The 13,883-nt window shown below is 57.0% G+C and carries 14 protein-coding genes; 8 read left to right on the top strand and 6 right to left on the bottom strand.

The features are described from left to right. Position 1: 1 nt before the first annotated feature. The 5 genes from ACEN8Q_RS11975 to ACEN8Q_RS11955 are packed head-to-tail and all read left to right on the top strand — an operon-like array spanning position 2 to position 5,378. The gene (locus ACEN8Q_RS11975; protein WP_413421190.1) at positions 2-1,678 is read left to right on the top strand and encodes an FAD-binding oxidoreductase; all 1,677 of its coding nucleotides are present in this window, start codon (positions 2-4) and stop codon (positions 1,676-1,678) included. After that, the gene (locus ACEN8Q_RS11970) at positions 1,675-2,028 is read left to right on the top strand and encodes a c-type cytochrome (RefSeq protein ID WP_413705258.1); all 354 of its coding nucleotides are present in this window, start codon (positions 1,675-1,677) and stop codon (positions 2,026-2,028) included. Before ACEN8Q_RS11975 ends, ACEN8Q_RS11970 begins: the two co-directional genes overlap by 4 nt. After that, entirely contained in the window at positions 2,025-3,197 is a 1,173-nt protein-coding gene (locus tag ACEN8Q_RS11965) for an MFS transporter (RefSeq protein ID WP_413421194.1), read from the top strand. The genes ACEN8Q_RS11970 and ACEN8Q_RS11965 overlap by 4 nt, the downstream gene beginning before the upstream one ends. Before the next feature lie 43 nt (positions 3,198-3,240). Next, positions 3,241-4,014: an SDR family NAD(P)-dependent oxidoreductase gene (locus tag ACEN8Q_RS11960; RefSeq protein ID WP_413421196.1), complete on the top strand. Its 774-nt coding sequence runs from the start codon at positions 3,241-3,243 to the stop codon at positions 4,012-4,014. A 20-nt stretch (positions 4,015-4,034) separates the two neighbouring features. After that, complete coding sequence (locus tag ACEN8Q_RS11955; RefSeq protein WP_413705257.1) at positions 4,035-5,378, top strand: hypothetical protein; 1,344 nt, start codon at positions 4,035-4,037, stop codon at positions 5,376-5,378. A 122-nt stretch (positions 5,379-5,500) separates the two neighbouring features. Here the strand turns inward: ACEN8Q_RS11955 and ACEN8Q_RS11950 are convergent, their stop codons facing one another. Continuing rightward, positions 5,501-6,124, bottom strand: a complete 624-nt coding sequence (locus ACEN8Q_RS11950; protein ID WP_413421200.1) for a TetR/AcrR family transcriptional regulator — start codon at positions 6,122-6,124, stop codon at positions 5,501-5,503. 599 nt (positions 6,125-6,723) lie between these two features. Here ACEN8Q_RS11950 and ACEN8Q_RS11945 point away from each other — a divergent pair. From ACEN8Q_RS11945 to hpaR, 3 genes are all read left to right on the top strand, one after another. After that, entirely contained in the window at positions 6,724-7,893 is a 1,170-nt protein-coding gene (locus ACEN8Q_RS11945; RefSeq protein ID WP_413421202.1) for a p-hydroxyphenylacetate 3-hydroxylase oxygenase component, read from the top strand. A gap of 76 nt (positions 7,894-7,969) precedes the next feature. Beyond that, positions 7,970-8,920, top strand: coding sequence for a p-hydroxyphenylacetate 3-hydroxylase reductase component (locus ACEN8Q_RS11940; protein ID WP_413421204.1), 951 nt, complete (start codon positions 7,970-7,972; stop codon positions 8,918-8,920). Between the two features lie 126 nt (positions 8,921-9,046). Next, positions 9,047-9,469, top strand: coding sequence for a homoprotocatechuate degradation operon regulator HpaR (gene hpaR, locus ACEN8Q_RS11935; protein WP_413421206.1), 423 nt, complete (start codon positions 9,047-9,049; stop codon positions 9,467-9,469). Positions 9,470-9,533: 64 nt separating this feature from the next. Here the strand turns inward: hpaR and hpaI are convergent, their stop codons facing one another. From hpaI to hpaD, 5 genes are all read right to left on the bottom strand, one after another. Continuing rightward, positions 9,534-10,334, bottom strand: a complete 801-nt coding sequence (gene hpaI / locus ACEN8Q_RS11930; protein ID WP_413705256.1) for a 4-hydroxy-2-oxoheptanedioate aldolase — start codon at positions 10,332-10,334, stop codon at positions 9,534-9,536. Between the two features lie 18 nt (positions 10,335-10,352). Next, a complete protein-coding gene (hpaH, locus tag ACEN8Q_RS11925; RefSeq protein ID WP_413705255.1) occupies positions 10,353-11,156 on the bottom strand; it encodes a 2-oxo-hept-4-ene-1,7-dioate hydratase in 804 nt (267 codons plus the stop codon). 12 nt (positions 11,157-11,168) lie between these two features. Then, positions 11,169-12,473: an MFS transporter gene (locus tag ACEN8Q_RS11920; RefSeq protein ID WP_413705254.1), complete on the bottom strand. Its 1,305-nt coding sequence runs from the start codon at positions 12,471-12,473 to the stop codon at positions 11,169-11,171. Between the two features lie 40 nt (positions 12,474-12,513). Next, the gene (locus ACEN8Q_RS11915; protein ID WP_413705253.1) at positions 12,514-12,906 is read right to left on the bottom strand and encodes a 5-carboxymethyl-2-hydroxymuconate isomerase; all 393 of its coding nucleotides are present in this window, start codon (positions 12,904-12,906) and stop codon (positions 12,514-12,516) included. A 61-nt stretch (positions 12,907-12,967) separates the two neighbouring features. Beyond that, positions 12,968-13,825 carry a 3,4-dihydroxyphenylacetate 2,3-dioxygenase gene (hpaD, locus tag ACEN8Q_RS11910; protein WP_110656885.1) on the bottom strand — a complete coding sequence of 286 codons (858 nt, stop codon included), beginning with the start codon at positions 13,823-13,825 and terminating at the stop codon, positions 12,968-12,970. Between the last annotated feature and the right edge of the window lie 58 nt (positions 13,826-13,883).

Raw genomic sequence — 13,883 nt, 5'->3', positions numbered from 1 at the left:
TATGAGAACACCCCCGAATGTTTCCCCCGAAGTTTTTTCCGTCGCGCTACAGGCGTTTGCTGGTGTAGTCGGAAAAGAATGGGTCTTCGTTGAGGACGAGGATCTGTTTCCCTACCGTGATTCTTATTCCCCGCTGCGCGACACGCCTGAGGATCGAAGCGCATCAGCTGCCGTGGCGCCCGGTTCGGTTGAAGAGGTGCAGGCGGTCGTGCGCATTGCCGATAAGCACCGCATACCGCTTTATACGATTTCCACCGGCAAAAACCTCGGCTACGGCGGTTCAGCGCCCAATCATGGCGGCAGTGTTGTGCTGGATCTGAAGCGGATGAACCGCATCATTGAGGTCAGCGAAAGCAACGGCTACGCAATCGTGGAGCCCGGCGTCAGCTATTTCGATCTGTATAACTACATCCAGGAACGTGGCCTGAAAGTGTGGTTGGATGTCGCCGACCCGGGCTGGGGCAGTGTGGTTGGCAATGCGCTTGATCATGGCGTGGGTCACACGTTGTCGCGCTTTCGCAACCACTTCGATTCGCACTGCGGAATGGAGGTGGTGCTGGCCAATGGGGAGGTGGTTCGCACAGGAATGGGAGCGCTTCCCGGTTCCCAGACGTGGGGGCAATTCAAGATGGGCATGGGGCCGATCCTGGATGGCATTTTTTCCCAGTCCAATTTCGGCGTTGTCACCAAGATGGGCATTTGGTTAATGCCGGCACCAGAAGCCTTCATGCACGGCATGGTGATGGCCGCGCGTTATGACGACCTGCACGCGGTAGTGGAATTGCTCAAGTACGTCGAGAACACTGGTTTGGCTCCTGGTGCGCCGGAGATGGGCAGTCCGCTGCTCGGTATCAGCAATTACACGAAACATCTAGTGGATGCCTTTTACGATGGTCCGCCGCAATTGCAGAAGCAGCATGCTGACTTGGTTGCGAAAGCCAGGATCGGTTATTCGGCTGAATTGCAGAAGTATGGGCAAGACAACAACATTCCTTACTGGGTGCTCAACCTGAAGTTCTACGGACCGCAGAAGGTGATCCAGGCGCAGTGGGAAGTGGTGCAGGAGCTGGCGGCAAAGTCGATCAAGGGCGTGCGCTTTCAGGTTGGCCAGGTTCAGACCGATCCGCGCAAAGCTTCTGCTGAGTGGACGGTTTATCCCCAGGATGTGGGTGTGCCGAACATGGATTTCTTCGGTATGGGCACCCGTGCCGGAGGCAACCCGCATCCGATGCGCGGCCATATGTGGTTCTCTCCAGTCATACCACAGACTGCACAAGGCATCCTCGAAGCCAACCGTGTCTTCGACGAAGCGCACCGCACCATGCCTGCGCTGCAGAATGTGCCGATCTGGAATCTCAGGCCTTTTGCGTTGCCTGCGCCGTTTTTCGAGCGCGCTTTCCTTTTCATCGTGGGCTTCCCGATCACCGATGATACGGCGATGAACAAGGCCTCCATCAAGGCGTATCGGACGCTGCTGGATATCGGCGCACAGCATGGCTGGGGCGAATATCGCTGCCACCCGGAATTCCAGGACCAGGCCATGGGCCTGTATTCGTACAACAACAACAGCCTGCTGCGCTTGAACGAGGTCATCAAGGACGCCATCGATCCTAACGGGACTCTTTCGCCGGGCCGCTACGGCATCTGGCCCAGGCACTTGAGGAAGGACGCCAAATGAAGACGATCCGTCTCATCGTGCTGATGATGCTGGCATGCATGGCTGGTCTGGCGGTCGCCTCCGAGCCGGCCAGACAAGCTATGTCGGCGCATCCTGGCAACCCGATTTTCGATCAATGGTGCGCGATCTGTCACGCCGCAGCGCCACGTATGCCCGGCACTGCTTCGCTGGCGGCCAAGTACGGCGGCAGCTTACCGGCTGCCTTGGAAGACCGCACTGACATGCCCCCGGTCTTCATCAAACATTTCGTTCGCAACGGCGTACTGATCATGCCGGCATTTCGTAAAACCGAAATAACCGACGCCGACCTTCAATTGCTCGTCGACTACCTAAAGGCTAAAGACCAATGAGCTCACATACTGTTTCTGACACCTTGAGCAAAGCTGCTGGCAACCGGAGGGCATCGCGCAACGGCACCGCAGCGCTCGTCATCGGGCATTGCGCTGGCCTGATGGATATCACCACTTTGCCGATCTGGGTTGGAATCGTCCTGATCGGGCAACTGGCACTTGATCCGCAGCGTGCTGGATTCCTGCTGACTCTTTTCCTCGGGTCGGTCGTGCTTAGCAGTCTGTGTATCGCACCAAAACTGTCCCGACTCAACCGCAAGCGCATGGCATCGGCAGCCTATGCAGTGGCTGGTATGGCCTTTGCCAGCATGCCAAGCGCGAGCGCCAGCTATATCCTTCTGGCTTCTGCGCATGTCGTCGCAGGCCTGGCGGTCGGCTGCGGCCTGTCGATAGTTCACGGGACGATGGGGGCGACCGCCAATCCGCACCGCACAGCGGCAATGGCTTTCAGCTCGTTGAGCCTGGTGTCCATCTTGGTGATGGCGACGCTGCCTCCGCTAGTGGGCAAGATCGGCCCGAACATATTCTTCTACACGATGTCGGGCATCATGTTCACTGCCGCACTGGCCGCACTGCTGGCTTTTCCGAACGTTGCCCGTACGGTCCAGCACGATGGATCCACTCTCAACCGGTTGCCTACCCGAGTGTGGTTCGGCATTGCCGGCGTGAGTCTTCTGATGGTGAGCCATTCGATGGTCTTCGGCTTTATCGAGCGTGTAGGCGGCTGGCATGGATTCGGCGCGGCGCAGATCACCACGGTGCTTGTCATCAGTGGTTTCGTGAATCTCGTACCTGTCGCCCTTTCCAGCCTGCTCGAACGCCACTTGCCGGCCTCGGGCGTAGTCATCGCCGGTCCCCTGATCCAAGCCACCGCAGCTGTCGCAGTGACCCAGTTCAGTGGTTACGGGGTTTACATCGTAGCAACCTCAGTGCTCATCGCGGTCGTTACATTTACCCATGTGTTCGCATTCGGGGTGCTGGCGCGACTGGACCCGTCCGGTCGCGTGGTCGCGGCCACCCCGGTGATGGTCATGGCGGGTTCGGCTACTGGCCCACTCCTTGGGGGCGTGCTCGCCCTGCATATTGGTTATGGCAGCTTGGGCTGGGCGGCATTGGTATTGGGCCTTCTGTCGGCCATCTGCTTTCGCCTTGGTACCCGCAAGGCTTGACGACAAACAACAATAATATGAAGTCCCTTACTAGAGGTTTGGCATGAGCAAGCGATTGCAGGACAAGGTCGTTTTACTGACTGGCATTGGCAGTGGGATGGGGCGCGAGACAGCTCGGCTTTTCGCCAGCGAAGGCGCGATCGTCGTTGGGTGCGACATCAATCTGCAGACGGCCGCAGAAACCGCGAAGCTGGTAGAAAACGATGGTCATTGCATCGACGTGGTTGCTCCTGTCGACCTCGGTAATCGCGACGATGTAGCGCGTTGGATCGATGGTGCGGCGGCTCGGCATGGCCGCATCGACGCGCTGTACAACAACGCCAGTCTGCCGCGCTTTGCGCCTTTTGCGGTGCAGAGCGACGCCGACTATGTCTTCACGATCCAGAATGAACTCGATCTTGTCTGGCGTGCTTGCCAGCTTGCCTGGCCACATCTGGTGAAGTCCAAAGGTGCCATCGTCAACATCGGCTCCGGTGCTGGCATGCAGGGGGCGAGAACGTTGCCGCAGGCTGCGCATGCCGCGGCGAAGGGGGCGGTCCTTGCCCTGACGCGCCAGCTGGCCGCAGAAGGCATAGCTGTTGGTGTACGGGTTAACTCGGTCAGCCCTGGTGTAATGAACACCCCGCCGGTTCAGGCGATGTATCGGGAGTTTGGTGACAAGGCACCCGTGGCCCCGATCGTGGAACGCACCCTGACGGGTAAGCCGGGCGAGCCGATCGCTGTCGCTTGGGCAGGTCTTTACCTGACCTCTGATGAGTCTAAATGGGTCACCGGGATCAATATTCCCGTGGACGGTGGTGCCAGCTCAATCATGTAAGTCGAGTTGGATTCAGCTGATTGAACCCGCAAGCCGACTCTAAACAGGCAAGAGTAGTTTTGACCATGTCCAACATTTCCATGAATACAAGCAATGCAGCAAAGGTGCTGGCAAGCTCGCTGCAGATCAATGGATTGCAGATAAAAAACCGCATTATCCTTGGGCCGATGGCGGTGCTTCGCCCGACCGAAGACGGCCGCCCAAGTGAGCAGACCATCGCGTTCCTCAAGCGTCGTGCGCAGGGCGGGGTGGGCCTGGTCATCGTTGGTGGATCGGTGTGCAGCGAACGCGCCTGGAACGAGTCACCGTTTGCGCCAAACCTGCGCTTTGACAAGGACGAATTTGTCGATGATCTCAAGCGCCTGACCGACGCCGTACATGAAAGCGGTGCGGCAGTGTTCGCACAGCTGTTTCCGAGTTTCGGCCGCATGGGCGTGCCGCGAAACGGCCAGTGGATTTTGGCGGCCAGCCCGAAGCCGGTGAACCTGGGGGCCGGTGGCTTGCCCAACCATCTCTACATCCCCGGCGGCCGAATCACACCGGTGCCACACGAGGCAAGCATCCAGGAGATCAAGGACATCGAGGCGAGCGTCGTCAGTGGTGCACGCCGGGCCAAGGCTTGTGGTTTCGATGGCGTCGAGATTGGCGCACACATGTGCTACTTCTACTCGTCCTTTTTGTCCCCGCTGGCCAATCAGCGCACCGATGAATATGGCGGCTCGGTGGCCAATCGCGCAAGAGCGTTGCGCGACGTGGTTGCAGCGGTGCGCGCCGAAGTCGGCCCGGATTATCCGGTGGGTGTGCGCATGAGTGTGAATGACCATATGCCCGGTGGCCAGGGGCCTGAGGGTTACGCTGAAGTGGCAGCGCACATCGCCGAAGTCGGCCTGGACTTCATCTCGCTCAGCGAGGGCAACTACGAGTCGATGCGTGACAATGTGCCGAGCACTTCCGGCAACATGCTGACCCACGGAGAGCCGCAGGCCTTTCGCAAGGCGCTCGGTAGCGGGGTGCTCCTGTTCCTTTCCAGTACTCCAGACCCCCGGCAAGCGGCGGCGGCTATTTGGGACGGTGATGTCGATGCAAGCATGCTGGCGCGGCAGATGCTGGCCGATCCTGATTATGCGGTGAAGGTAATCGAAGGTCGTGAGGCTGAGATCGTGTGGTGCGACCATGCCAATTCCTGTTTACGCAGGCTGATACTCAACGCGCCGGTTGCCTGTCATAAAAACCCGGAGATGGGACGCGAGGATCCGAAGGCCAAACGTTCCAGTCCGGTTCAGAACCTGGGCGTCTGGGTAGCCGGTAACAACGTGCTGATGGGCGTTGCCGATAAGCTCGCCCGCGCCACGAAAAAGAAATGACCCAATTGGGGCGAGCACTTCGATCAGTCTTATAGCGAGATGAGCGGGGTGTTCGTTTCCAATGGCTCCACGTCGGTATCCGATCAACTCAACGCTTGCGCACTGAACTTGATCAACAACGATCAGGCCTCGGGGTCAGTGCTCTTGACACCCAGTAAGTGGTACACAAAGTTTATGTGAGACTCGGCAAACGCCTGGTTAAGTGGGGCGTGTCCAATCATGAGTCGCATGTAAACGGCCCCGTAAATCAAATCCATCAGTATCTCGATATCCGTATCGGGAGATATCTCGCCGCTCACCCTCCATTCTTCTAGTGTTTCTCGAATTATCGCGCGCCTTCCATAATGAAACCGCTCTCGAAAATCTCTCAAAATAGAGGGATCTGATTGACCTTCCGCGAGTATTTGTGCGACCAGTCGACCGGCCCAACCAGAGTATTGGTCTACGAGTGAGCGGAAGTGCTGAGCAATTGCCTCTCTCGGACCCAGCTCTCGTGGCAAGACTGTCTTCAACATTTGGTTGTCTATGAATGCGTCGATAACGACTAACGCTTTGGAGTCCCACCACCGGTATATGGTTGATTTACTAACGCCAGCTTCTCGTGCTATCGCCTCGATCGAGATGGCTTGAATGGATTTTTCCTGCAGCAGCCTGATGGTGGCGTCCAGGATCTGACGGCGCGTAGCTTCGCTTCGTGGGCGACCCACTATCGATTTGGTGGTCGATACAGGTTTGTAAGTCGACATTTTCAAGATCCCTTACCCAGGTGCATTTGTTTCTAAAAAAAAAGCCCAGGATGGCTCTCGTCAAGAAATAATTAGTATACGCAGTGTTTAGTATATTGCCTGTGTGTGAAAAATTCTACCTTGGCTGTGCTCAATCCAGCAGGAAAATGTTCGCTCGAAATAAGCTTGTTTTGTTGTTTTTAGCGCGGTCTAGGGTGCTCAAGCTGAAGGCTCTGTTGCAGTGTAAATTGCTTCGCTTGGTCGACTCTCTACAAGTCATTACGTTTCGTTTGTATGAGGTTTTTTGCTCGGATCTGTTGTCGGTAAGTCGGCGGCGTGGGGGCAAGCCAGGAGGGAAGGGCAGCGGCCATTTTTAAACAGTCAGCGATGAACATCACTTTCAGGTCCATTTTTCTTCGCGTTTTGTTCGTTGCTTAAAGACTCTATGAAAAGTGCAATCTTCTATTTGTAACGTGCATTTTTCGTAGTGCCCCAGCACCTCATACTGAACAGGTGCTGACGCGCGTACCCGCTTGCCATCTACCGTACGGTGCCTTCTGGCGCTGTTCGCAAGCGCCTGCCAAGCGGAGCGCTACTATCCAATAATAAAGAGACCGCCCATGAAAACTCCAAACCCGCTGCTGGAAGACCTGAAAGGTGTTCTGCCTACTATCGCGGCTAATGCCTTCGAGGCCGAACGCTCGCGTTGTGTTCCCGCCGAAAATATCGCCCTGCTCAAAGGCATTGGTATGCACCATGCGCTGCAGCCGAAAAAGTACGGCGGCATGGAGATCTCTTTGCCTCAGTTTGCCGACTGCATCGCATTGTTGGCCGGTTCCTGTGCCAGTACGGCCTGGGCCATGAGCCTTCTATGTACTCACAGTCATCAAATCGCAATGTTTTCCAGCAAGCTGCAGGATGAGATGTGGGGAAATGACCCCGATGCCACTGCCAGCAGCAGCATCGCGCCTTTTGGTCGCACCGAGGAGGTGGAGGGTGGCGTCACTTTCAGTGGCGAGATGGGATGGAGTTCAGGCTGTGATCATGCCGAATGGGCCATCATGGGGTTCTTTCGCGAGAATACCGAAGGTACTCGGGATTATTGTTTCGCGGTGCTGCCAAGCAGTGACTACGAAATTCGTGATGACTGGTTTGCCGTTGGTATGCGCGGTAGTGGTAGCAAAACCCTGATCGTCAAGAATGCTTTCGTGCCCGAGCACCGAATCCAGAAAGCCAAGGACATGATCGAAGGCAAGTCGGCGGGCTTTGGTTTGTATCCGGACAGCAAGATTTTCTTCGCCCCTTATCGACCTTATTTCGCCAGCGGTTTTTCGACCGTCAGCCTGGGTATTGCCGAGCGTATGCTGGATGTCTTCCGCGAGAAAACCCGCAACCGCGTCCGTGCCTACACCGGTGCCGCTGTCGGTGCCGCCACCCCGGCATTGATGCGCCTGGCCGAGTCCACGCATCAGGTTGCGGCCGCCCGAGCGTTGCTGGAGAAAAGCTGGGAGGAGATTGCCGAATACAGTGAGCGCCACGAGTACCCTAGCCGCACCACGCTCACGTTCTGGCGTACCAATCAAGGCTATGCCACGAAAATGTGTATCCAGGCCGTGGACCGTCTAATGGAAGCGGCCGGCGGCGGTGCCTGGTTTGAAACCAACGAGTTGCAACGCCTTTTCCGCGATTCACATCTGACGGGTGCGCATGCATACACCGACTATGACGTCTGTGCACAGATACTCGGTCGCGAACTGATGGGTCTCGAGCCCGATCCGTCAATGGCCTGAGGCCGTTCGCCGCCAAGCCATAAGCCCCTCATAAAAAAATTCAGAGTACGCCTCAGGGTGTGCTCGGGAGCCTTGCATGTCCGATATCAATGAGATTGCCGTTTCTTCTGCCTTCGATGCCCGTGCATTTCGCCGCGCATTAGGTAACTTCGCCACCGGTGTAACCGTGGTGACAGCCGCCGACCACAACGGCCGCAAAGTGGGGGTGACGGCCAACAGTTTCAACTCGGTGTCGCTCGATCCTCCGTTAATTCTCTGGAGTATCGATAAACGATCTACAAGTCACGACGTATTTGCTGCCGCTACGCATTTTGCCGTGAACGTGCTTGCTGCCGATCAAATTGATTTGTCGAACAATTTCGCCCGTCCGAAAGACGATCGTTTTGATGGCATCGAATACGAATCAGGTCACGGGGGGGCGCCAATTCTTGTTGATTGTTCAGCGCGCTTTCAGTGCAAAAAGCATCAGCAGGTGGACGGCGGTGATCATTGGATCATGATTGGCAGGGTAGTGGCTTTTGATGATTTTGGTCGTTCGCCGTTGCTTTACCACCAGGGTGCTTACTCCATGGTGCTGCCCCACACACGCATGACAAAAAGTGCCGAAGGTCAGCCGCCGAGCAGCCACTTCCAGGGGAGGCTGAGCCACAATTTGTACTACCTCATGACCCAAGCGTTGCGCGCTTATCAGGCAAGCTACCAGCCGCGGCAATTGTCGACAGGTTTGCGGACCAGTGAGGCACGTATGCTGATGGTGCTGGAAAATGATGCGGGTTTAAGCCTCATCGATCTGCAACGCGAGGTGGCGATGCCCGTGCGGGAGATCGAAGAGGCCGTTGCCAATCTCACTCGCAAGGGGCTGGTCTGTGAGGAGGATGGGCGCTTGCGTCTGACGGTTAAAGGTATCGATGAAACAGAAGGATTGTGGTCAATAGCCCGAGAACAGCAGGAAAAAGTCTTCAGCCAGTTCAGCGACGACCAATTGGAAACCTTCAAGACTGTGTTGAAAGCGGTTATCAGGCTCTGAATTGCTCTGGTCAGTGATCAAATGGACGGCGCCAAAGGCGCCGTTTTTTTATGGAAGCAAGAAGCTTTATGGGTATCTCAGCGTGATAATATCATTAACATGCTAACTAAATTAGAGTCATATTAAATGTCCAGGCACCGACAGTCTTTGACACTCAACTTGCTCCAGGCCCGTGAAGTCGCCATGAGCTTTTTCCGGCCCTCTCTGAAGGATATAGGCCTCACTGAGCAACAATGGCGGGTGGTGCGAATTCTCAGTCAACAGGGCGAACTGGAGATCAATCGCCTGGCGGACCTGGCGTGCATTCTCAAGCCCAGCATGACAGGCGTACTGGCGCGGATGGAGACCGCAGAGTTGGTCGAACGACGGCGCTCAGAACACGACCAGCGTCGAGTGCTGGTGAAACTGACGGGGGCCGGAGATAGTTGTTTTGAAAGTATGAGGGGGCGCATGGAAGAGAACTATGAGCGCTTGCAGGAGCGCTTCGGCGCAGAAAAATTGCAGACGTTGTTGGGGTTGCTCAACGATTTGAAGTCACTGAAGCGTTGATCTGCGGAGGATCACTGCTGGCAGAAACGACCGCCAGCAGCGACTATCTGCAATTGACCTGAAATCAGTAAACGCCGCCAGTACTGAGGGTGGCCGGGGTATTTTTGAACTTGCTTGTCAGTGCTTGCAGGCCTTGCATCAGTACAGTGGTGTCGACGCCCACCGCTACGAATGCCGCGCCGAGCTCGATGTAGCGCCTGGCCAGTTTTTCATCAGCGCTGAGAATGCCGGGCGCTTTTCCCGCATCGCGGATTCGAATGATCGTGTCTTCAATGACTGCCTGAACTTCGGGATGGCCCGGGTTGCCGCGATGGCCCATTGCAGCGCTGAGGTCGGCGGGGCCGATAAACACCCCGTCAACACCTTCGACGTTGACGATGGCTTCCAGATTGGCCAGGCCTTTGAGGCTTTCAATCTGTACCAGCAGGCATATCTGCTCGTCAGCCTTGTCCAGGTATCCGGGCACGGTGTTCCAGCGCGATGCCCGTGCCAATGCGCTGCCTACACCGCGCACGCCACTGGGTGGATAGCGCACGGCGCGCACCAGTTCTCGCGCTTGCTCGGCGCTTTCGACCATCGGCACCAGCAAGGTCTGGGTACCGATGTCCAAAATCTGTTTGATCAACGTCGTGTCGCCAGCGACAGGGCGGATCACCGGATGACTGGCGTAGGGCGCTATCGCCTGCAGCTGGCCGAGCATGCTGCGTACGTCATTGGGCGCATGCTCGCCGTCGATCAATAGCCAATCGAAATCGGCATTGGCTGCCAGCTCTGCGCAGTAAGGGGTGGCCAGGCCGAGCCAAAGGCCGATCTGCGCTTTGCCGCTTTTCAGGCGTTGCTTGAATGTGTTGATGGGCATATCCATGAATCAGTCCTCCAGGAGTCAGACGAAGCGGCAGGAGATGGAGCCCAGCATGTCGTAGTCGACATGGAAGGTATCGCCTGGGCTGGCAGACACGGGACGGGTAAACGACCCGCTCAGAATAATTTTCCCCGGTTGCAACGTGACGTCGTAGGGGGCGAGTTTGTTGGCCAGCCAGGCGACACCTTTCGCCGGGTGATTGAGCACGGCGGCAGAAACCCCTGACTCCTCGATCACGCCATTGCGGTACAAGACAGCTGGCACCTTGCGCAGGTCGACTTCATGAGGGCGCACGGCACGGCCACCCATGACCACCCCTGCGTTCGCCGCATTGTCGGAAATGGTGTCGAAGACCTTGCGCGTTGCTTTGGTCTCGGGATCGATCTGCTGGATACGCGCGTCAATGATTTCCAGGGCAGGGATCACCCATTCAGTAGCATCCAGCACATCGAAAATAGTCACGTTGGGGCCTTTGAGCGGCTTGCCAAGGATGAATGCCAGCTCCACTTCAACCCGTGGCACGATAAAGCGGTTGAAGGGGATATCGGTGCCTTCGTCGAACAGCATGTCGTCAAGCAACGCCCCGTAATCCGGTTCTGTAATATTTGATGAAACCTGCATGGCCCGAGAGGTCAGGCCAATCTTGTGCCCCACTAGCTTGCGTCCGTTCTTTATTTTTTGCGCCACCCAGGCTCGCTGAATGGCATAGGCATCTTCGATGGTGATCTGTGGATGTGCGAGGGAGAACTGCCCGACTTGTTCACGAGTGCGTTCGGCGTTGTCCAGTTGAGCTGCGGCTTGCTGGATGAGTTCTTGATCAAGCATGACGTGGATCTCTCAATGAGGGTTGACGATGGCGGCGGGCGTGCGCAGCACCAGGAAGGCGCCTGCGACGATCAATGCCGCGAGGACGTAGAGGGCAAGACTGGCGCTGTGGGTCGTGTCACGCATCCAGCCAATTAGATTGGGTGTCAGAAACGAGGCAATGCTTCCCAGTGAACTGATCAGGGCGATGCCCGCCGCTTGGGTACTGTTTGACAGGAAAGCGGGTGGTAACTGCCAAAACATCGGTAGGGCGGCGCTCGCGCCCATGCCCGCAATCACCAAACCGCCGATTACCATGAAGGGATCGCCAGGCATCAGGCCAGCTACGGCGATACCGAGGGCTGACATGAGCAATGGCACACTCAAGTGCCACCGACGTTCGCGGCGCCGATCAGATGAACGTCCGCAGGCGATCATGAAACCGCAGCCGGCCAGGTAGGGCAGGGCACTGAGCAGGCCGACCTTGCCATCGCTGCCAATCCCGGAGCTGTGAATCAGGGTAGGCATCCAGAAAGCCAGCGTATTGACCGCCAACATGACCGCGCAATAGATGCCGACCAGCAGCCAGACTTGCGGATCTCGCAGAATTCCGCCAAAGGAGACGATGGATTTGCGTTGCTCTTCGCTAGCCAATTGGCTGCGCAGTTGGTCTTTCTGCTCGTTGCTCAGCCAGCTGACTGACTCGAAGTTGTCAGGCAACACCTTGAGTACCAGCAAGCCGAGAAGCACGACTGGCGCGCCTTCAATCAGGAACATCCACTGCCACCCACGCAGGCTCCCGACATCATGAAAGCCTTGCAGGATACCGCCCGATAGAGGGCCACCGACGACCCCGGCCAGCGGCACGGCAATTGCAAACAACGCGGTGACTTGGGCGCGCCTGCTGGTTGGATACCAGCGGTTCAGGTACACCAGAATGCCCGGGAAAAATCCGGCCTCGGCGACGCCGAGCAAGAAGCGCAACGCGTAGAAACCCTCAGCGGTTTTGATCAACAGCATGCTGGTCGAAAGGGTTCCCCAGACGACCATCAGCAGAGCGATCCAGCGTCGTGGGCCAATGCGATCCAGGGCAATGTTGCTGGGTACACCGAACATCGCGTAGGCAACAAAGAACAGGCCCGCACCAAAGCCGTAGACGGTATCGCTGAACTGCAGGTCGGCGCCCATCTGCATCTTGGCGAAACCAATGTTGATCCGGTCAAGATGAGCAAACAGGTAACACACCAGCAACAGTGGCATCAGCCGCCAGGTTACTGCGCGGTGGGTCGACATTGAGGCATCGCTCAAAGGCTGTGTAGCGGAAGTGGCTATGCTCATGATTTTGTACTTTTTGTGAGAGAGGCCGTGGGGGGGCTTGCTAATTCGCCTGCTGCTTGAGGAAGGCATGCACGTTGTTGAGCTTGAAGTTCAACTCGGGGTGCAGCTCGATCATTTCAAACGACAGCGCCAGCAGACGTTCTGCCTGCAGCGGTGCAAAGTGGGCGGTAATGACTTCGAACAGCTTTTCAGCGACCTGTTGGCGTGTCGCCAGGTCGCGGCCATGACCAACCTTCAGCGTCATGTGCACGAAGGCGTAATCGTGTTTGCCGTCGGCCATACGCCAGGTATCCAGTCGAACGCCTCGGCTACGGATACCCCCCAGCGGAAATACACCGCTGCCCCCAAGTGTCGCGTGAACTTTTTCGAACAGGCCCGGCAAGTCGGCCTGTTGCTCGACGTTGTCGGTGAATTCAGCAATAAAATGCGGCATGTGCCCTCCTGGTAGGCAGTTGCGCTGAACGGCGGGCGCGCCCCTGCCGCTTGAGCGAAATTCAGAGCGGGAAAATGGCGTTGATCTGGCCTGTTCCGGAGCTGCCAAAGGGCTCTGTGAGCACTTCGACCGGCTTGTTGTAGTCCGGGCCACCCAGCAGACCCAGAAGCATGGCGGTGTCGTGCATCTTGCCTTCGCCGAAGCAGTGTTCGGCGTAATCAGGAAGCATCGCGCAGAACTCTTTGAATCGACCTTCACGCCACAGCTTGACTACGTGCATGTCGACCTGCTTGTCGAATTCGCGCGTCCAGTTGTGGATATTGGCTTCTGCTTCGCGATCGTCAGAGAAGCGATGCGACAGTGAACCGGAGGCCAGCACCAGTACTTTGCGGTCGCTCTTCTCGATTGCGCGGCGCACGGCGGCGCCGAAAGTGAAGCTGTCTTCCAGACGATGCCAGGCACACCAGGCCGCGATGGAAATGACCTTGAGTTTGTCGGCGGCAGGTACATCCATGTGCATATAACGCATGGGCACCAGGGTGCCGTATTCCAGTTCCAGGCTCGGGATGTTATGCGACAGCGTGCGCACACCGGCTGCGTTGGCTTCTTCGGCGATCAGTTGTCCGAGTTCCGGGCAGCCTGGGTAGTGGTAAACCATGTCCTTGATGAAATGCGGCAGTTCATTGCTTGTGTAAACACCACTGAAGTGCTCACCGTTGTTCACGTGGTAGCCGCTGTTGACGAGCCAATGCACGTCGAACACGACGGCAGTGTCGGCACCCAATTCGCGCGCACGGCGACCTATTTCCTTATGCCCTGCGATGGCTGCGGCACGACAGCCGTGGTGTTTGCCCGGCAGTTCGGACAAGTACATTGACGGCACATGACAGACTTTTGCTGCCAGGACGACTTCGCCCATGATGATTCTCCTGAAATTATTCTTGTCGGTTCAATTCAGCGGCCAGTGAAAACTGCGA

Origin of the sequence: Pseudomonas sp. Pseusp16 (assembly GCF_047324915.1) — a bacterium.
In the GTDB taxonomy this organism is placed as follows: Bacteria; Pseudomonadota; Gammaproteobacteria; order Pseudomonadales; family Pseudomonadaceae; genus Aquipseudomonas; species Aquipseudomonas fluorescens_CD.
This window is presented reverse-complemented; position numbering and strand designations above follow the sequence as displayed.

What these genes read in the sequence shown, in the direction of transcription:
- ACEN8Q_RS11975 (WP_413421190.1), top strand. Translation starts at nt 2, where the DNA reads ATGAGAACACCCCCGAATGTTTCCCCCGAAGTTTTTTCCGTCGCGCTA.
- ACEN8Q_RS11970 (WP_413705258.1), top strand. Translation starts at nt 1,675, where the DNA reads ATGAAGACGATCCGTCTCATCGTGCTGATGATGCTGGCATGCATGGCT.
- ACEN8Q_RS11965 (WP_413421194.1), top strand. Translation starts at nt 2,025, where the DNA reads ATGAGCTCACATACTGTTTCTGACACCTTGAGCAAAGCTGCTGGCAAC.
- ACEN8Q_RS11960 (WP_413421196.1), top strand. Translation starts at nt 3,241, where the DNA reads ATGAGCAAGCGATTGCAGGACAAGGTCGTTTTACTGACTGGCATTGGC.
- ACEN8Q_RS11950 (WP_413421200.1), bottom strand. Translation starts at nt 6,124, where the DNA reads ATGTCGACTTACAAACCTGTATCGACCACCAAATCGATAGTGGGTCGC.
- ACEN8Q_RS11945 (WP_413421202.1), top strand. Translation starts at nt 6,724, where the DNA reads ATGAAAACTCCAAACCCGCTGCTGGAAGACCTGAAAGGTGTTCTGCCT.
- ACEN8Q_RS11940 (WP_413421204.1), top strand. Translation starts at nt 7,970, where the DNA reads ATGTCCGATATCAATGAGATTGCCGTTTCTTCTGCCTTCGATGCCCGT.
- hpaR (WP_413421206.1), top strand. Translation starts at nt 9,047, where the DNA reads ATGTCCAGGCACCGACAGTCTTTGACACTCAACTTGCTCCAGGCCCGT.
- hpaI (WP_413705256.1), bottom strand. Translation starts at nt 10,334, where the DNA reads ATGGATATGCCCATCAACACATTCAAGCAACGCCTGAAAAGCGGCAAA.
- hpaH (WP_413705255.1), bottom strand. Translation starts at nt 11,156, where the DNA reads ATGCTTGATCAAGAACTCATCCAGCAAGCCGCAGCTCAACTGGACAAC.
- ACEN8Q_RS11920 (WP_413705254.1), bottom strand. Translation starts at nt 12,473, where the DNA reads ATGAGCATAGCCACTTCCGCTACACAGCCTTTGAGCGATGCCTCAATG.
- ACEN8Q_RS11915 (WP_413705253.1), bottom strand. Translation starts at nt 12,906, where the DNA reads ATGCCGCATTTTATTGCTGAATTCACCGACAACGTCGAGCAACAGGCC.
- hpaD (WP_110656885.1), bottom strand. Translation starts at nt 13,825, where the DNA reads ATGGGCGAAGTCGTCCTGGCAGCAAAAGTCTGTCATGTGCCGTCAATG.